Source organism: Zymobacter sp. IVIA_12111.31 C1, assembly GCF_047495495.1.
In the GTDB taxonomy this organism is placed as follows: Bacteria; Pseudomonadota; Gammaproteobacteria; order Pseudomonadales; family Halomonadaceae; genus Zymobacter.
Window position 1 is genome coordinate 2570176 of sequence record NZ_CP179930.1, and the last position, 16940, is coordinate 2587115.

A 16940-nucleotide genomic window follows, 5' to 3' on the forward strand; every position below is an offset into this window, starting at 1 on the left:
AGCGATTTACTTACTGCGGTTCACATCATCAGCATCGTGAGGCGTGTCGATGCGTTTGCTTTCGGTCGAGGCAGGCTTGTCATCGTCGTCGTTGACGGCTTTCTTGAAGCCTTTAACGGCATTGCCAAGGTCACTGCCCAGATTGCGCAGCTTACCGGTACCGAAGACCAGCAGGATGACCAGCAGCAGAATCAGCCAATGGCCCGGACTACTCAATCCCATCATGTTCGTCATCTCCAGAAGTGGTGATCCCCACCAGCATGGCAGGCATCAAAGTACTTGTCATGGCCTCTGCAAGGATGAGGCCACTCTGCTCGGGCGCACCGTGTTCCAGTGCGTCAGTGCGCTTGAATCATTCTGTTTACGTCTGCCGTGATCGCGGGCAGCGCCAGCGACCAATTCAATTCCGTCTGTGCAGAGCGTCCGTTCAGCAAAACGGCAAAAGCGCCCCAGCGTCCCTGTGCGGTGCGGAAGTAACCGCTGATCGCACGAACGGGCACAGGCGAATCCAACGTCCCTGTCTTGATGACCGCATGCGACGCAAAGGGTTCACTTGCTTGCTGAATGAAATAGGTCGTTCCCGTTTTAGGCGTGCTCATACTACCCACCAATGCGGGGAACAGTGCAGGCTTCTGATAGAACGCACGCAGCAAAGCAACCAACCCATGAGCGCTAGTGCGATTCTCCGGCGTCAGACCGCTACCACTGCGCAGCACGAGAGGCCCGTGATCCGGCACTGTAGCCACCAGCTGCTGAATGACCGCGCAGCCTTTTTCCAGTGAGGCAGGAAAGCTCGGCGATAGCGCCATCGTCATTGAATCTGCCATGAAATTGTTGGAATAGGCCAGCATGTCCATCAGTTCAGCCTGCAGCGGCATGCTCTCGACGTGCGCGATCGGCTGCGCAGAAAGCGGCGGCATGGCCTGCGTGACGCGGCCCCCCTGCGCGACCCGAATGCCAGACTGCCCCAGCAACTGCTGCAGTGTCACTAGGCTCTGTCCGGCGGGACTGCTGCTGGCGCGGTAGATACGCTGCGCACTGGTGCCCTGCGCCAACTGCCCCGACAATTGCAGGATATCCTTACCGGCACGCGTCACACGCTGCACCGAGAAGCGGCTCTTGTCTGCACCACTCACGGTGACGATCTGTCCTTCATAAGGCGGCAACGGCATGCCATCACAGGCGCTAACGCGCGCCGGTTCACCTACCTGTGCCGGAGTGATCTGCACACACCATGTTCCATAATCCAGCCCTGCCGCCGACAAGCGCGCATCGTAGGCATTTTTCGAACTGTCGCGTGCCCGACAGCGATCGACGGTCAGGCAAGGTTCATCGCCATAGCGCCACTCGCTCACCAACACCTGCCCGGCAATCCGATGTACCCCCGATGCCTGCAATGACTGTACCAACGCCCAGCCATCGCGCGTGCTCAGTGCGGGATCGCCGCTGCCATCCAGAATAAGATTGCCCTGCAGCACGCCATCGTTGACCGGTCCCGTCGCCAGCAACTGAGTCGAAAATCGATAGCGCGGCCCGAAATGATCCAGCATGGTCGTGGCGACATACAGTTTGGATACCGACGCAGGAATCATCATTGCACTGGGCTGAAGCTGGGCCAGCGGGGCCGAATCGTCCAGCAGCCACGCTTCGGCGCTGACATTCCAGCCTTTCTGATCGGCCATCGACGCCACTGAATCGAACGAATCGGCCTGTGCCGTTGCCGCCATTGCCAGACCCGCCAGCATGCCTAGCCAGCCCCTTCGCCCTCTACCGAGAAAACGATTCATTCTACATTCCTTGTAATCCGTTACGGTCAACGGTAATGCGGCCATAAGAAAAGAGGTCACGACGTGGCCGCCACTCTAGTTCAGATCTGCGATAACGCTCGAAAATGGCCTGCGGCCTTTTGATGCGGGTGCATCATGCACCGCGATAGGGCAGCTCTGCCGTACAGCGCCACAGTGTCTGCCCGCTGGCATGGTATTTCTTCTCAAATGGCGTCAGGAACTGGTCTTGTGGATCATGCGGCTCAACCGCCGGCGCTTGCTGCCCGGTCACGATAGCAATGGCTTGAGCGAATTCCTGTACGTAGATATCCCAGTTTGAACGCAGCTCAAGCCGCCCCCCCAACGCCATCAGGGTCGGAAATACCGGGTGCCCCTGCCAGCGTCGCTTCAGATGTCCCGCCTTGGGATACGGATTGGGATAGAGCAGATAGTGGCGCTCCGGCTGCCAACCCGCCTCCAGAGCCAGCCGCCAGAAATCGCAGAGGTCAGCGCGTACCAGCAGCGCATTGTCTGGCAGGGGGCCGTGATCACGCGACAGGCGATCGGCACTGCGATCGACACCGATCACTAAATGAGAAGGGAACGCCTGCGCCAGCTGACGCGTCGACAACCCTACGCCACAGCAGGAATCGAGAATGAGACCACTGGGGAAATCTGGCTGATATGCTTGGCGCAGGCGTTCGGCACCAGCAAAGGCCGCTATACTGTGCTGCGCATAGGGGCGCTGCCAAGGCGCTGCCATCATACGTTTCAGGCGTGATTCAAGGGATTCGTGCGGCGCAAGCTGCCGAGTCGTAATGGCGCGAGAGTTGGCGTACATGGGGAAAAAGGTTCGTCCAGAATGCATTGGCCCGAGCGGGCTTTTGGGACCATCACCCCGCCGCGGTTACATCGGGTGACATGACGGCCTTGTGGAGGCGATGTTATCATGCCGCCACTACCTCTGCGCAGAGGACGGGTCAACGCTCGTCCTCTGCGTAGCGTCGATATTCAAAATTGCGGGCTCACCAAAGCGCCGCGACAGTAAGAGCGAGGATTGCGGCTTGTCACAGTTACCGGTGATCGTCGGCCTGGGTGGCGTCAACGCTGCCGGCCGGACTTCTGGGCACCAGGCCTTCCGTCGCACGGTGTTCAATGCACTGTCAACCGAACAGCAGGACGACACCCTGCTGGGGCTGGCATCTCTTATGGCATTGGCTCACCGCGATGAGCAAGGCCAGTGGTATGACCACGAAGGTACGCCATGCAGCGCTCAAGATATCGTGACACGCTATCGTGACGATATCATGAACCACACGTTGATCCGTTGCATCGAACCCCCGGCTCCGGGCGCCGAAGGCATCACTGCCAACAGCCGTGCCCATCTGGAGCTTTCCGCCCCGGTGACCTTCACCCTCAAGCGGCGCGAGCTGCCGGAGCAGATTCCCGCCCACTGGCAGGTGACCGAGCTGGAAGACCGCCGTGTCGAAGTCACCGTGCCGGCGGGCCCTATGGAAGTGCTGCTGCCGGACGTGCGCCAGACGCTGGTGCACAGCAGCGCACAGCTGCCGCGTGGCTTCGATCCCAGCACGTTCTATCGCAGCGTTCACCATCCGCGTGCGCTGTCGATGACCATCTTCGGCGCGTCTGACTGTCTGGGCCAGAGTGGTCTGGACTGGGAATCCGTGGTCGATCGTCTCGCACCGGATGAGATCGGCGTCTACGCCAGCAACTCCACCGGCCAGCTGGATCAGCAGGGCTGGGGCGGATTGCTGCAGAGCTATGTCACGGGCAACCGTGCCACCTCCAAGCAGATGCCGCTCGGCTACGGCCAGATGCCGGCTGACTTCCTCAACGCCTATGTGCTTGGCAGTGTCGGGGTCACCGGTGCGATGCAGGGCGCCTGCGCGACGTTCCTCTACAACCTGCGTCTGGCCGTTGATGACATCATGGCGGGCCGCCGTCGCGTCGTCATGGTCGGCACCTGCGATACGCCTCTCACGCCAGAAGTGGTCGAAGGCTTCCGCGTCATGAGCGCACTGGCCGACGACAACAGCCTTAAAACGCTGGACGCACTAGAGCTTCTGACCAACGAAGACTACCAGCGCGCCTGCCGTCCGTTCGCACGCAACTGCGGCTTCACGATCGGTGAAGCGGCGCAGTTCATCCTGCTGATGGACGACAGCTTAGCCCTTGAACTGGGCGCTGAAATCTACGGTTCGGTGCCGGGCGTGTTCGTTAACGCCGACGGCTGGAAGAAATCCATTTCTGCACCGGGCATCGGCAACTATCTAACGCTGGCACGCAGTGTCAGTCTGGCCCGCGACATCCTCGGTGATGAAGCCATCCGCACGCGCAGCTATGTGCATGCGCACGGCACCAGTACGCCGAAGAACCGCGAAACCGAATCGCACGTACTGCATCAGGTAGCGAAAGCCTTCAACATAGAGTCGTGGCCCATTGCCGCCATCAAAGCGTACATTGGTCACTCCCAGGGCAGCGCCGCGGGTGATCAGATCGTCAGCGCACTGGGATCGTTCGCCCACGGCATCGTGCCGGGCATCGAAACCCTCGATGAAGTCGCCGACGACGTTTACAGTGACCACCTGCTGCTTAGCCAGAAACACCTGACGCGTGAAATGGACGTAGCGTTCATCAACGCAAAAGGGTTCGGTGGTAACAACGCTACGGCTCCGCTGCTGTCTCCGGCCGTGACCGAAAAACTGCTGCGTCAGCGCCACGGTGATCAGGCCCTTGAGGCCTGGAAAGCCCGCCGCGAACAGACGCGTGCTGCCTCGGCCGCCTTCAACAAGCGCAGTCAGAGCGGTTCGTTCGAACCACAGTACCGCTTCGGCCACAACGTGCTGGAGGGACCAGAACTGACCATCACCGATACCGAGATCCGCATTCCGGGCTATGCCCGTCCGATCTCGCTGAGCGTGAACAACCCGTTTGGTCGCGTCGAATAAGCGACGCTTCATCACGTTCCTCCCACAGTGCAGGCAAGCGTTCATGACGCTTGCCTGCACTGTCTGGGCCGCATTCGACAGGAGTGCAGGACAATGCCTTTCTCTTCTGCTTCGCGCACCATCGTCTATCCCGGCACGTTCGATCCGATCACGCTCGGCCACATCGACCTAGTACGACGTGCCGCCACCATGTTCGACAGCATCATCTTGGCGATCGCCACCAATCCTGGTAAGCAGCCCACACTGCCGCTGGAACAGCGCATTGCATTGGCTCGCGCAACGCTCAGCGATGTGCCCAACATCAAGGTCGTGGGCTTCTCCGGCCTGCTGGTCGACTTTCTTGCCGAACACAATGCTCGGCTGGTACTACGCGGCCTGCGCATGGTCAGCGACTTCGAATACGAACTGCAGATGGCCAACATCAACCGCTTGCAGGCCCCGCACGTCGAGACACTGTTCCTGACGCCGGAAATGCAGCATTCGAGCATTTCATCGACGTTCGTCCGCGAGATCGCCCGTCTGAACGGCGACATTTCGAAACTGGTTCCGCCGGAAGTTGAAGCCGCCATGAAGGCACATTTTGGCCATGCTTAGACTGTCACTGCTGCGCACAACTCGGTAGACTTCGCCCCCACAGCGTTATCCTGCACGTTCAGCAGGCCGTTCCCGCCGTCAGGACGCGCTATATTCTTCTGTAAACTGCAGCGGAAGCCGCTCGGTTTCCCTTCGCCTTCATGAGGACATCACTATGTCACTGATGATCACGGATGAGTGCATCAACTGCGACGTCTGCGAGCCAGAGTGCCCTAACAACGCCATTTCACCGGGCGAAGAAATCTACGTTATCGACCCGAACAAATGTACAGAATGCGTCGGACACTATGATGACCCCCAGTGTCAGCAGGTCTGTCCGGTCGACTGCATTCCGCACGATCCCGATCGCCAGGAAACCCACGACCAGCTGATGGAAAAATACCAGAAGCTGACAGGCAAAGCCTGAGCCTGACAGGCGGCCATCCCCCCATTGATGGCCGCACACGGCACGCGCCTGATCACAGACTCGCGGCCACCCTCGCCTTCACCTGCACGCTCGCCGCGGTACATTCAGTGCCGTGCTTCCTTCGTCTGCCATGACCGCCATGGATATCGTTGCATGACCACATCGCCAGCAAGCTCTGATCCAGCCCCTACCGTGTCCACCCGAACCCTGTGCCGCTTGGCATGGCCGATCATCGTATCCAATATCAGCGTGCCACTGCTGGGCCTGATAGCGACCAGCATCATCGGTCACCTGCCCGATGCCCGTTATCTGGCGGCCGTCACTATTGGCGTAACCCTATTCAATTTCCTGTTCTGGGGATTCGGCTTCCTGCGCATGGGCACCACCGGCATGACCTCACAGGCCTTTGGACGCCGGAACGACAGCCAGATGCGCTTGCTGTTAGCCCAGTCCATGCTGCTGGCTGGCACCATCGGCATTGCACTGTTAGTGCTATCGCCATGGCTGATACCACTAGGGTTGAACCTGCTAGGCAATACGCCGGACATTGCCTCGCTGGCACACGACTACGCCATGATTCGCATCTGGGCCGCGCCTGCCGTGCTGATCAACTATGTGCTATTGGGCTGGCTGCTGGGACGCCAACAGGCACGACAAGCCATGTGGATCACCATCGCCAACAACGTGATTTCTATCATCGGCATGGTGCTCTGGGTAGGCTACTGGGACTACCGTAGCAGCGGCGCAGCGTGGGCAACGCTGGTCGCGGACTACGCTACGCTGGGGCTGAGCCTGTTTCTGATCTACCGTCAGCTGCGCAAAATGAGCGGTACGCTGCCGCTGGCCCCACTGGCCCGGCTGCCCGCCTATCTGGCACTGCTGCGCGTTAACGGCAACCTGTTCATCCGCACCCTGTGCCTACTGTTCGCGATGTCGTTCTTCACTGCACAGGGTAACCGCCTCGGCAGCACGATGCTGTCGGCCAATGGCGTACTGATGGAGCTGGTCATGCTGGTAGCGTTTGCGATGGAAGGGTTCGCGCAGGCCGCCGAGACGCTTACCGGACAGGCCGTCGGTGCCTGCCGCTGGGAAGCGTTCGGTGCGATCGTACGCACCTGTGCGCGATTGGCTCTACTGACCGCCGTGCTGGCCTGCCTCTTCTTCTGGACGAGCGGCCCTTGGCTTATCGGTCAGTTGACCGATATCGCAGACGTACGCGATATCGCCCGTCACTACCTGCCGTGGATAGCCGTTATGCCAATCATTGCCGTATGGAGCTATCTGTTCGATGGGGTATTCATTGGGGCGACCGATGCCAAAGCTATGCGCGATACCGTACTGCTGTCCGTCCTGTGCTACTTGGCCTGTTGGTGGCTTACGCAAGGACTGGGCAACCACGGCTTATGGGCCTCGTTCATGCTGTTCATGATCGTACGCGCGGGCGGGCTTGCCGTGCTGTATGCCTATCGACGCCGTCACCAGTGGGCCGATAACGCAGAGTGACACCAAGGGGTCGCCACTTTCGGGCGGCCCTTCCTTCTTCCGCCTTATGGCATATCAACATGCCGTTCGCCAGAAATGGGCATGCGCCATCGCGGCGACTGCACCGCACAGAATCATTGAGTCATCGGCTCAAAAAACCGCCGTTACTCCCCGATATATCCCTCCTTCATCAGCGCCAAATCATTTATTTAGCTTAATAAGATACGAGGCAGATCGCCATATCAGCCGATATACACTGCGAGGTTCTAAACCGTTATGACTCATTCAATAAGAGGAAGATAAAATGGGCATTTCAGGGGTAAGTAGCAGCACATCGGTACAGTCATCAGCACGGCCCGCCAGCTATGACCAGCAGATCGAAGCGATCGAAAAACAGATCGCTTCGCTGCAGGACAAAGTATCGGAAGTCGACACTGACAGCGAAGGCTCTGAAGAAGTCACGCAGCAGTTGCAGGCGCAGATTCAGATGCTTCAGGCCCAGCTTCAGCAGTTACAGCAGCAGAAAGCCGCTGCGGCACAGGCGACACAGGACGTACCGGCACCCAAGCTCGATAAATCGGCTCAGAACAGTGCCAGCACGACCAGCGGAGGCCTTGTCGATCTGTATGCCTGATGGTGTATCGGTTGATTAGGGGGAAATAGAACACTGCTCGCTGAATGTTCAGCGAGCAGTGTCACATCCTTGACGATGCGGAAGACACGCTGTGCCATACGCCAGCGACACGTCTCCTATCATCGCCAAGGGGGAACCAGCCTTCTATGTACCACTATAATGTACGGTGAGGCTTGCCTGCATCATTGCGCTTGCCGCGCACACGCCCATTGTCATTGCGAGAACGTGGCTGTTCGCCACCGCCTTTTTTCGGAACCGTCACGTTAGGGTTGAGCGGTCGTCGGTCCGTCATTGCCTGTTCCTCCCAGATCAGTAGGTCACAAGTCTCTTTCGGCGGCAGCGCATCAACACAACTGTCGCCAAAACAACGGCCGCTTTACTGACAATAGTCCTTCCTGCATCGCAACACACCAGCGCCTCGCATTCGGCACCTTATAACGACAGAAACGACAGAAACCCCAGCTACCGAAGCACCTGAGGTTTCCTGATCCGGTATACATCGCGCAAAAAGAGCGTTAAGACTGACGCGCGCGACGCACCCCTTCCGCCAGACTGCGTGTCAGTGCGGCAACGTTTTCAACCGCCTCTTCCGGAGAAGTCGCCTTCGCCTGCGCATCGACGATAGCGGACCCGACCACCACACCATCACTGAACGCCCCAATGGCAGCAGCCTGTTCAGCGGTGCGCACACCGAAACCAACGGCAACCGGTGTCTGTGTGGACGCCTTGAGTCGCGTAACGGCCTGATGCACTTTGGCGATATCCGGTGCCTGGCTGCCCGTCACCCCAGCGATTGAGACGTAGTACAGGAAGCCACTGCTGTTCTTCAGCACAGCAGGCAAGCGCACGTCATCGGTCGTCGGCGTGGCCAGCTGGATAACGTCCAGCCCTTTGGCTCGTGCCGGTGCAGCCAGCATCGCGTCATGCTCTGCAGGGATATCGACGATGATCAAGCCATCGACGCCCGCCGCTTTTGCCTGTTCGATGAACGATTCAATGCCGTGGAAGTAGACGGTGTTGCCATAGCCCATCAGCACGATCGGCGTGGTGTCGTCCTGCTGACGGAAGCCCTTGACCAGCGCCAGCGTGTCGGCCATGCGGTGACCGTTATCCAGTGCACGCTGTCCGGCCAGCTGGATGCTGGGCCCATCTGCCACTGGATCAGAGAACGGCATTCCCAGCTCAATGATGTCAGCACCGGCCGCCGGCAGGGCATTTAACACCGCCTGAGAAGTGGCTTCGCCGCCGTCCCCAGCCATAATGAAAGTGATCAGGGCTGCACGGTTTTCAGCGTGCAGGCGTTCGAAACAGGCATTGATACGACTCATCGGGTAGCCTCCTGTTGACCAGCAGCATTGTCAGCACCACCGATAGCGTCAAGCTGTGCTTCGGGATGTCGTTCCAGATAGTGCGCGACACTGTCCATGTCTTTGTCGCCACGCCCGCTCAGGTTCATCACGATGATGTGGTCTTTGGGCAGCGTCGGCGCACGGCGAATGACGTCGGCCAGTGCATGCGACGATTCCAGCGCGGGGATGATGCCTTCGATATGGCAGAGCAGCTGGAAGGCCTTGATCGCTTCGTCATCGTTGACGGTGACGTATTCAACGCGTCCCGTATCATGGAAGAAGGAGTGTTCCGGCCCTACCCCCGGGTAGTCGAGCCCCGCGGAGACGGAGTGCGCATCCAAAATCTGACCATCATCACTCTGCAACAGGTACGTCAGGTTGCCGTGCAGGATACCGGGAGTGCCCGCATTGAGCGCTGCGGCATGCTGACCGGATTCCAGCCCCAAACCACCCGCTTCGGCCCCCACCATCGCGACGCCTTCATCATTCACCATAGCGTGGAATAGACCGATTGCATTGGAACCGCCACCGATGCAGGCCACCAATGTGTCAGGCAAGCGCCCTTCCTTCTGCAAAATCTGTTCGCGGACTTCGCGGCCGATGACGGACTGGAAGTCACGAACCATTTCAGGATACGGGTGCGGGCCAGCCGCCGTACCGATGATGTAGAACGTATCGTCAACGTGTGAGACCCAGTAGCGCAGCGCCTCATTCATCGCATCTTTGAGGGTGCCATTGCCCGCGGTAACGGGAATAACGGTCGCTCCCAGCATCTTCATACGGAAGACGTTGGCCTGCTGGCGGTCGATATCAGTAGACCCCATGAAAACAGTACAACGCATGCCAAAGCGCGCCGCTACGGTCGCCGTAGCGACCCCGTGCATGCCCGCGCCGGTTTCAGCGATGACATGCGTCTTGCCCATGCGCTTAGCTACTAGGATCTGCCCGATGCAGTTGTTGATCTTGTGCGCACCGGTATGGTTAAGGTCTTCACGCTTGAGGTAGATCTTGGCACCACCGAGATACTCGGTCAGACGCTCAGCAAAGTAGAGCGGCGTCTGGCGACCAATGTAGTCGCGCTGCAGATCAGCCAGCTCGGCTTTAAAAGCGGGGTCATCCTTCAGCGCGGTGTAGTTCTTTTCAACGTCCAGAATCAGTGGCATCAGCGTTTCGGCAACGAAGCGGCCGCCATAGATGCCGAAGAATCCATCACGATCAGGCTGCTGTGTCGGGCGGTGAGCGGTCATGGTACGGCTCCTGTCATCATGTCATGTGCGTAGCATGCCAACCTGCACGAGCATGCTACCGAATTGAGGACTACACTACCCGACTCGCTGGCGAACAGGAATCGACTTGTATGCACGCCACTGTGAGTTAAACTCACATGCTTAATGCAATGGTCATCGCAGACAGCCCCATACCCGACAGGATGCGAGTGGCAGCTACGGTCATTGCTCACGGACACCCCTATCCGTCCTTATTGCCGAGAGATAACCGCATGCGCCCCGCTCACGAATACCCATCACTCAATGCACTGCGCGCGTTTGACGCCACTGCACGGCTAGGCAGCATGAGCGGTGCCGCCCGGACACTTAATGTCACACATGGCGCGGTCAGCCGACAGGTACGCCAGCTGGAACAACAACTGGGAATGCCACTGTTTCTGCGCGTCAGAGGACGCCTAGAACTGACCGATGAAGGACGGACACTCGCGAAGGCCACCCACGAAGCGTTTGGTCAACTTCACGAGTGCTGGGAAGGACTGCTTACGGCGCAACAACATCAACCGCTGACACTGGGCTGCACAGGGAGTCTACTGTCACGCTGGCTAATTCCTCGCATGGCCTCGCTGCCGCCACTGCTGCAAGACATGCGCTGGCACGTCGTATCTACTGATGATGCACTAGACGTAGAACGTGCCGGCCTCGACGTGGCGCTGGTCTATCTGGACCCACCGTGGCCCCAAGGCTATGAAGTGATTCCCCTTCATCCGGAACGCTTCGGCCCCGTATGCTCACCGACGCTAACAAGCGGCAAAACGATAAGCTCACTAGACGAGCTAATGCAGCTGCCACTGCTGTCGACGCAGTCCCGCACCGAAGCCTGGGCGCTCTGGCTGGAAGCTCACAGCAGTACAACCAAACCGATAGCGTATCAACAGACGTTCCAACACTCGCTCTACCTGCTGGAAGCCGCCGAAGCTGGACTGGGCGTAGCAATGGCCCCGGATATGCTAGTGGCCGACGCACTGGCACATCACCGCCTAGTCGCACCGCTGCCTTTTCTGGAGACAGACGGAATGCTGTGTCTGGTGATTCATCCCATGTTGCGAGGGAAACGGCCGGAACAGGTTATGGCATTGGTGGAATGGGCGAAAAGCGCTATTCATGAGACGGTGCTGTAGGAAGGAAATAGCACAGCAGAGATGGGCAAAGCGACGTCATTAAAGTCTGCCCCCGGGAGGAGCCGTATTTCTGAAGACACGCAATTTTGACTTATTGTATTTATTGGCCAAGTATCAAATAACAATATACTTATCGCGTGTAAAGCCTACAGGCCAGTGACCGCTGTAATAGATATCTGTCATCTTGTATTACTTACTGTAGATGGCCATATAAAATTTCTCCAACCTATTAGTGCATTTTAAAAATCATCAATGCCTATACTGCAACAGTAATATTCGCCATGCAGTAAGAATAACTTCATCCCTTTCATTCCGATTCCCGTAAACCAACACTCGCGATCCCAATCAAATCTCCCTAGATCAGATTTCCTGACTGAAACTGCACTTTGAATGCTTCTAACAAAGCTAATTTAGGAAAACCCTCTGTTGTAAGTTAGAGCATGCTTAATAACTCCAACACCCATATTATTGGAGGATATTAAAATCTCAAATTTGCGGTAAAAACCATCTATTTTAGAAAAGATAAAAGCAATTACTCAAGTTATGAATAACCTCTTAGCAAAATTTTCAGTATATAAATATCATTATTTAATAATAACATTTATTTTAATGCTAACTCTTTCAAAATATTTAGTATTTATAAAAACTTAAATTTCTACTTTTTTAACTTTCAATAAATTACTATTACCAAAATATATTTTTCACATATACTTTTGGCCATTCAATAAAATATCCTATTTTTTTATCGCTTTTTCAAGGCTGCATAGAATAACTATCCTTAAATATATTCCATAACACAACAATTTTACCTTGGCTTGATTTTCTCAAGTCAATCCTGATAATTTAAATACCAATCAAAACAATTGATTCGTATTTTTAAACTTACCATAGATAATGTACATCTTTCTTATAATACAAAAACAGGACCCATAAAAATTCTATCATCGCTTCATAAAAATCTAATACAGCCCAGACCATTATAAATAATAAAAAATCAACACCAATACAGTACACTAAATTATCAAAAATAATAAAATACTCCCAATTAGCACAGAGAGGCATCCACTTATTACCATTTTATTATTTTCAGGAATCATTAACCTTACAAAAAGAGGTATTTTTATAATTTTCCAATCCCTTTTTCAACCTTATTAAAAACTCTCTTTTATCTTTAATCTCATAGTCAAAAACAAATGTTAGCTCAGAAAATATCTTATTCAAATCATCATAATCGCCATTAATAGCAAATTCAATTGCGCCCATGATTTGTTCTTTTTTCTCTAAAGAATACTCTACAAAATAAGGTATTATGATAACTTTCAGATATTGATCAAACCCATTTTTTTCATTGATATCCCACCCCTTCGTTAGTTCATACTGATCATCAGTCACTATATTGTCATCCAAAGCAACTAGTATGTTTAACAACTTACCATATTTTTCTCTATACTGAGTGTAGTTAAGCATTATCATTTCCCCCAAATAGGATAAGCGGTAACAACTTGTTCATTTTGACCAAAAACTACTTGAGCTGTATGTGAATTACCATACGTAGGTCCCATTTTGCTATATCCCTCCCCTATCACTTGGCTATTATAAGGAATAGTTACAACATTATCCCCTGTTCGCTGCCGGATAGTTTGAGCTTTTTGAATTGCATTCAATTGATCACGATGACTTGTAAAGCGTGTAGCTGCTGATGGCTGACGCTGCGCAGCCCCTGTTGTTGGGTTTGTTCCATGCGCCGCCCGTTCATACTGAGCATCTAAACTAGTCTGCGCACCATGCCGTTCCAAGAAATGTGACCTCGGGTTTGCATTTTCCATCTCTTGCAGTCGTCTATGCGCATTTGCTTCAGCAAGCTCATTGATTCGATCTTGCCGCTCGGCCCTCGACATATTCGCAGCACTGGATGGACATGGAGTCAGCCCGAGTGAATCAACCCAATGTACAGGATTAGGCGCGTACTGATACAGGTTAAGCCCACCCGCTAGGCTGATCGGGTCTTGGGTCGTAAACCGTCCTACCTGTGGATCGTAGTACCTAAAGCGGTTGTAATGCAGTCCGGTTTCCGCGTCACAGTACTGCCCCTGAAAGCGCAGTGGCATCTCAACACTGGCGGCGTTGCCTTCGCTGTCATTGGCCTTGGCGAGTTCACCTCATGCACGATAGTGCCCTACCCAGTGTAGATTGCCGTTGCGGTCGGTGAGTTCCTGTGGCGTACCCAGATGGTCGGTATGGATATAGTACAGCTGGGGCTCAGGTGTTGCTGACGCTGCCGACACACTGGAATAGTGCCCTACCCAGTGTAGCTGCCCGTTGCGGTCGAGGTGTTGCTGCTTAGCATCTTCCCACACTAGACGTTGCTAGCGGGCTAGGCGAACCATCACATCGTGGGTATAACGATAAACGCTGTAATAGTGATGGCCGTAGACACACAAGAGAATCGAGCGATTCAACAAGCTATGCACAAATATAAACACAGCGTAATTGTCAAGGAAAACTATAATTCGTTTTTTATAAAGGCCAATAAAAAATCATATAGCTGATTAGCAATACACTCAGCATGCTCTTTCTTTACCACTAAATTAAAAAAGTAATACTGGCTTTTAATGTCATCTATAAGAATAGAGCATATTCTAAAAAACTCGATATAAGAAATATAAAAAGACTTTATTTTTTCTGACAAAACCTCTAGATCAGAGCAAATGTTTGTCACATCAAAAAATATGTTTGTATAATTTTCTTCTATAAAACTTATTTCAATGTAAGGAGCTTTGTTTTTTTCACAACAAAGCCAGTGCTCTTCGTTTTTTCCTTCGCCCGAGTATATGTATTTCATTATCAATCCTTTATCTTGAAATCTGTCACATGGGTCATATTGCCATTTTCATCTATTTTGGCCATATAATGCACTATAACACCATTGATTTTTTGTTCTACCTTAGACCATCCTTTCCCTTTAAAACAAGGGTCATTTATTTGGTCACTACCAATAATAACAGTACCATTCTCAGGATGTTTATTTACATGATCATAAGCAAATTCTTCGTTTCTATTATTCGGTTTTGTCCTACCAGTAGATTTTGTCGAAACCTTTTCTGGCTTTCGCGATGAAGATGATTTTTTTAAACCAAATGGATCAGCCCACTGTATGGGATTAGGCGCGTACTGATAAAGATTAATCCCACCCGCTAAGCTAATCGGGTCTTGGGTCGTAAAGCGCCCTACCTGAGGATCGTAGTACCTAAAGCGGTTGTAGTGCAGTCCGGTTTCCGCATCACAATATTGTTCTTGGAAGCGCAGTGGCATCTCAACGTTAGCGGCATTGCCTTCGCTGTCATTGGCCTTTGCCAGCTCACCCCATGCACGATAGTGCCCTACCCAGTGTAGCTGCCCGTTGCGGTCGGTCAGTTCCTGTGGCGTACCCAGATGATCGGTATGGATGTAGTACAGCTGGAATTCAGGTGTTGCTGAAGCTGCCGACACAGCAGATGAGTAAGCGGCTTGGCCAGTACCGGTCATACGCTGAGCGTGCTGGTTGTAGGTCTCAACCAGCTGTGCTGCGGGCACAAAGCTTTCGGGTTCGTACAGCCAATGGGTGCGTTTAAGTGCTCGAGCCGTCAGTGTATGCACGCGCTGGGCGACTGGCAGCGAGAATTTCTTGCTCGGGTCTTCGGATTCGAGTTCCGGTTCTTGCGGGTACGCGAAGGTATCCCAGAAGTGGAACTCTCCTTCGAACACCTCTTCCGAGGTCAGCAGGTTGGCGTCCCAGCTAAACACGGTGAGCTTAGGCTTGGTCTTGCCGTCTTTGACTAGCTTCCACAAGCGACGCCCAAAGCCATCGTAGCCGTACTTGGCGTGCATCTCGGGTGGAGTGGTGTCACCAGCGGCAGGCGCGCGACGATAGCGTTTAACTTCCCGCAGCTGGTCGTCGGCGTCGTAGACGTATTCGGTGGTATGACCGCTTGGCTCGGTCTGGCGACGGCGATTGCCGCGCTCATCGTACTGGTAATGCGTGCCCGCGTAGCGTTCCAGCAGGTTGCCCATCACTTTCAGCAGCCGGCGGTAGTCGAATTTTACCTCTTCGCGCGCACCGTCCCAGCGGGTATTGATCGGCTGGCTATCGAGGTGCTGCTCGGTGTTCTGCAGCAGTTCGGGGTCAATCAGGTTACCCGCTGGGTCAAACGCGAAGGTTTCGTTGCCCAGCGGCGTACTGGCCGCTTTGAGGCGACCGATCGGGTCATACTGATAGCGCGTCTCACCTTTAAGCGAGTCGTCGATACCGTACAGTTCGGACGTCTGGGTGTAGTGATACAGACGCTGTTGCTTGGCTTCTTCGCCCAATAAACGCTGCTGACGGGTCAGGCGGCCCATTACATCGTACTGGCGCGTCTGCTGTTGGACGCCATAGTGGCGCGCCGTCTCGCAATGCAGCGCATCACGCTCGAAATCAAACAGCGGTTGGCGGTCGAGCGACATCGCATGCACGTGGCCGGAACCATAACGCAGCCACGCCACTTCTTGCCCGTTCGGTAGCATGGTGGTCTGGCGGTTGCCAAGCACGTCATAGGTGTGACGATAGACGCTGCGGTAATGATAACCGTCCGGCAGATCAGCGGTCTGCTCTTCAGCGATTAGATTGTCCAGCGCGTCATAATGCAGACGCACAGCGCTGTGGCTGTTCTGCACCGAAGTCAGGCGACCCAGCATATCGTGAGCGTATCAAGTATAAATATTTGCCCATCATATATATTATACTTCTGGTTAATCATGCGATTAATTAAATATTTTTGACAGAAAAAACTACTGCCATCTGCTAAAATTTATAATAGTCGATCAATCAAAACTCATCTCGTGAATAAGGTGATGAACCATTATTCTAATTGATAAAAACTCCTATCAAAAAACAAATTTTTTAAACCTTTATTTATCGTATCACCCATTAAACAAAAGTAATCATCATAACCTCCGTACATTTTCCCAGACTCCGAAATAAAAATTACCATATGTTCTGAAAAACCAACACCAATTGGACAAATTTCTTCGTTTGCTATTTTATTATAACAATCTGATACCCAACGAGGGTCTAACCATGACACTGGTTTTAATGGGTCAACAAAAAACTCTTCTGTCAAATCATCATTTGAATAAGAAGCATGTTTTATTTTCAACCCACCCATGCTTTTTAAAAATTCTTTTGCACTTTCATTCACAAAATACCCTTTATCAAAAAGGGCATCAACATAGTGACTAATATTTATTTTTCTATTAAAAAACCATCCTGATGACATAAGAACATCTGCAACTTTATTATCAACTATAAATTTCATTTC

General features: G+C 53.7%; 18 protein-coding genes and 1 pseudogene. 6 read left to right on the top strand and 13 right to left on the bottom strand.

The window, feature by feature from the left end:
* Window positions 1-6 precede the first annotated feature (6 nt).
* From tatA to trmB, 3 genes are all read right to left on the bottom strand, one after another.
* On the bottom strand, window positions 7-225 hold the full coding sequence (gene tatA, locus ACMHYW_RS11450; protein ID WP_414500023.1) for a twin-arginine translocase TatA/TatE family subunit: 219 nt from the start codon (window positions 223-225) through the stop codon (window positions 7-9).
* A gap of 113 nt (window positions 226-338) precedes the next feature.
* Window positions 339-1787, bottom strand: coding sequence for a D-alanyl-D-alanine carboxypeptidase/D-alanyl-D-alanine-endopeptidase (gene dacB, locus ACMHYW_RS11455; protein ID WP_414500024.1), 1449 nt, complete (start codon window positions 1785-1787; stop codon window positions 339-341).
* Window positions 1788-1920: 133 nt separating this feature from the next.
* Window positions 1921-2607 carry a tRNA (guanine(46)-N(7))-methyltransferase TrmB gene (gene trmB / locus ACMHYW_RS11460; RefSeq protein WP_414500025.1) on the bottom strand — a complete coding sequence of 229 codons (687 nt, stop codon included), beginning with the start codon at window positions 2605-2607 and terminating at the stop codon, window positions 1921-1923.
* 223 nt (window positions 2608-2830) lie between these two features.
* On the opposite strand from trmB, the gene ACMHYW_RS11465 reads away from it, so the two are divergent.
* The 5 genes from ACMHYW_RS11465 to ACMHYW_RS11485 all read left to right on the top strand — a co-directional run bounded on the left by ACMHYW_RS11465 (window position 2831) and on the right by ACMHYW_RS11485 (window position 7851).
* Complete coding sequence (locus tag ACMHYW_RS11465; RefSeq protein WP_414500026.1) at window positions 2831-4735, top strand: beta-ketoacyl synthase; 1905 nt, start codon at window positions 2831-2833, stop codon at window positions 4733-4735.
* A 93-nt stretch (window positions 4736-4828) separates the two neighbouring features.
* Window positions 4829-5329: a pantetheine-phosphate adenylyltransferase gene (gene coaD / locus ACMHYW_RS11470; RefSeq protein WP_414500027.1), complete on the top strand. Its 501-nt coding sequence runs from the start codon at window positions 4829-4831 to the stop codon at window positions 5327-5329.
* A 154-nt stretch (window positions 5330-5483) separates the two neighbouring features.
* On the top strand, window positions 5484-5735 hold the full coding sequence (locus tag ACMHYW_RS11475) for a YfhL family 4Fe-4S dicluster ferredoxin (RefSeq protein ID WP_027706153.1): 252 nt from the start codon (window positions 5484-5486) through the stop codon (window positions 5733-5735).
* Window positions 5736-5888: 153 nt separating this feature from the next.
* Window positions 5889-7238 (top strand): MATE family efflux transporter, encoded by a 1350-nt coding sequence (locus ACMHYW_RS11480; RefSeq protein WP_414500028.1) that lies wholly within the window; start codon window positions 5889-5891, stop codon window positions 7236-7238.
* A gap of 283 nt (window positions 7239-7521) precedes the next feature.
* On the top strand, window positions 7522-7851 hold the full coding sequence (locus ACMHYW_RS11485) for a FlxA-like family protein (RefSeq protein WP_414500029.1): 330 nt from the start codon (window positions 7522-7524) through the stop codon (window positions 7849-7851).
* A gap of 154 nt (window positions 7852-8005) precedes the next feature.
* Here the strand turns inward: ACMHYW_RS11485 and ACMHYW_RS11490 are convergent, their stop codons facing one another.
* The 3 genes from ACMHYW_RS11490 to trpB all read right to left on the bottom strand — a co-directional run bounded on the left by ACMHYW_RS11490 (window position 8006) and on the right by trpB (window position 10447).
* The gene (locus ACMHYW_RS11490; RefSeq protein ID WP_414500030.1) at window positions 8006-8143 is read right to left on the bottom strand and encodes a hypothetical protein; all 138 of its coding nucleotides are present in this window, start codon (window positions 8141-8143) and stop codon (window positions 8006-8008) included.
* 223 nt (window positions 8144-8366) lie between these two features.
* Window positions 8367-9179: a tryptophan synthase subunit alpha gene (trpA, locus tag ACMHYW_RS11495; protein WP_414500031.1), complete on the bottom strand. Its 813-nt coding sequence runs from the start codon at window positions 9177-9179 to the stop codon at window positions 8367-8369.
* Window positions 9176-10447 (bottom strand): tryptophan synthase subunit beta, encoded by a 1272-nt coding sequence (gene trpB / locus ACMHYW_RS11500; protein ID WP_414500032.1) that lies wholly within the window; start codon window positions 10445-10447, stop codon window positions 9176-9178. Before trpB ends, trpA begins: the two co-directional genes overlap by 4 nt.
* A 137-nt stretch (window positions 10448-10584) precedes the next feature.
* On the opposite strand from trpB, the gene ACMHYW_RS11505 reads away from it, so the two are divergent.
* Window positions 10585-11604 (top strand): LysR substrate-binding domain-containing protein, encoded by a 1020-nt coding sequence (locus ACMHYW_RS11505; protein WP_414500033.1) that lies wholly within the window; start codon window positions 10585-10587, stop codon window positions 11602-11604.
* Between the two features lie 1086 nt (window positions 11605-12690).
* Here ACMHYW_RS11505 and ACMHYW_RS11510 read toward each other — a convergent pair.
* The 7 genes and pseudogenes from ACMHYW_RS11510 to ACMHYW_RS11540 all read right to left on the bottom strand — a co-directional run bounded on the left by ACMHYW_RS11510 (window position 12691) and on the right by ACMHYW_RS11540 (window position 16937).
* On the bottom strand, window positions 12691-13071 hold the full coding sequence (locus ACMHYW_RS11510; protein WP_414500034.1) for a hypothetical protein: 381 nt from the start codon (window positions 13069-13071) through the stop codon (window positions 12691-12693).
* 2 nt (window positions 13072-13073) lie between these two features.
* Window positions 13074-13430 carry a hypothetical protein gene (locus ACMHYW_RS11515; protein ID WP_414501520.1) on the bottom strand — a complete coding sequence of 119 codons (357 nt, stop codon included), beginning with the start codon at window positions 13428-13430 and terminating at the stop codon, window positions 13074-13076.
* A gap of 159 nt (window positions 13431-13589) precedes the next feature.
* Window positions 13590-13712: pseudogene (locus ACMHYW_RS11520) on the bottom strand (RHS repeat-associated core domain-containing protein); the annotation flags it as partial.
* A 51-nt stretch (window positions 13713-13763) separates the two neighbouring features.
* Window positions 13764-13961, bottom strand: a complete 198-nt coding sequence (locus ACMHYW_RS11525) for an RHS domain-containing protein (protein ID WP_414500035.1) — start codon at window positions 13959-13961, stop codon at window positions 13764-13766.
* 146 nt (window positions 13962-14107) lie between these two features.
* A complete protein-coding gene (locus ACMHYW_RS11530; RefSeq protein WP_414500036.1) occupies window positions 14108-14446 on the bottom strand; it encodes a hypothetical protein in 339 nt (112 codons plus the stop codon).
* A 2-nt stretch (window positions 14447-14448) separates the two neighbouring features.
* Entirely contained in the window at window positions 14449-16317 is a 1869-nt protein-coding gene (locus ACMHYW_RS11535) for an RHS repeat-associated core domain-containing protein (protein WP_414500037.1), read from the bottom strand.
* Window positions 16318-16481: 164 nt separating this feature from the next.
* A complete protein-coding gene (locus tag ACMHYW_RS11540; RefSeq protein WP_414500038.1) occupies window positions 16482-16937 on the bottom strand; it encodes an SUKH-3 domain-containing protein in 456 nt (151 codons plus the stop codon).
* Window positions 16938-16940 lie beyond the last annotated feature (3 nt).

Bases quoted from the DNA above. Each gene is read 5' to 3' on its own strand.
- tatA (WP_414500023.1), bottom strand. From the start codon at position 225: ATGATGGGATTGAGTAGTCCGGGCCATTGGCTGATTCTGCTGCTGGTC.
- dacB (WP_414500024.1), bottom strand. From the start codon at position 1,787: ATGAATCGTTTTCTCGGTAGAGGGCGAAGGGGCTGGCTAGGCATGCTG.
- trmB (WP_414500025.1), bottom strand. From the start codon at position 2,607: ATGTACGCCAACTCTCGCGCCATTACGACTCGGCAGCTTGCGCCGCAC.
- coaD (WP_414500027.1), top strand. From the start codon at position 4,829: ATGCCTTTCTCTTCTGCTTCGCGCACCATCGTCTATCCCGGCACGTTC.
- ACMHYW_RS11475 (WP_027706153.1), top strand. From the start codon at position 5,484: ATGTCACTGATGATCACGGATGAGTGCATCAACTGCGACGTCTGCGAG.
- ACMHYW_RS11480 (WP_414500028.1), top strand. From the start codon at position 5,889: ATGACCACATCGCCAGCAAGCTCTGATCCAGCCCCTACCGTGTCCACC.
- ACMHYW_RS11485 (WP_414500029.1), top strand. From the start codon at position 7,522: ATGGGCATTTCAGGGGTAAGTAGCAGCACATCGGTACAGTCATCAGCA.
- ACMHYW_RS11490 (WP_414500030.1), bottom strand. From the start codon at position 8,143: ATGACGGACCGACGACCGCTCAACCCTAACGTGACGGTTCCGAAAAAA.
- trpA (WP_414500031.1), bottom strand. From the start codon at position 9,179: ATGAGTCGTATCAATGCCTGTTTCGAACGCCTGCACGCTGAAAACCGT.
- trpB (WP_414500032.1), bottom strand. From the start codon at position 10,447: ATGACCGCTCACCGCCCGACACAGCAGCCTGATCGTGATGGATTCTTC.
- ACMHYW_RS11505 (WP_414500033.1), top strand. From the start codon at position 10,585: ATGCTTAATGCAATGGTCATCGCAGACAGCCCCATACCCGACAGGATG.
- ACMHYW_RS11510 (WP_414500034.1), bottom strand. From the start codon at position 13,071: ATGCTTAACTACACTCAGTATAGAGAAAAATATGGTAAGTTGTTAAAC.
- ACMHYW_RS11515 (WP_414501520.1), bottom strand. From the start codon at position 13,430: ATGGAAAATGCAAACCCGAGGTCACATTTCTTGGAACGGCATGGTGCG.
- ACMHYW_RS11530 (WP_414500036.1), bottom strand. From the start codon at position 14,446: ATGAAATACATATACTCGGGCGAAGGAAAAAACGAAGAGCACTGGCTT.
- ACMHYW_RS11535 (WP_414500037.1), bottom strand. From the start codon at position 16,317: ATGCTGGGTCGCCTGACTTCGGTGCAGAACAGCCACAGCGCTGTGCGT.
- ACMHYW_RS11540 (WP_414500038.1), bottom strand. From the start codon at position 16,937: ATGAAATTTATAGTTGATAATAAAGTTGCAGATGTTCTTATGTCATCA.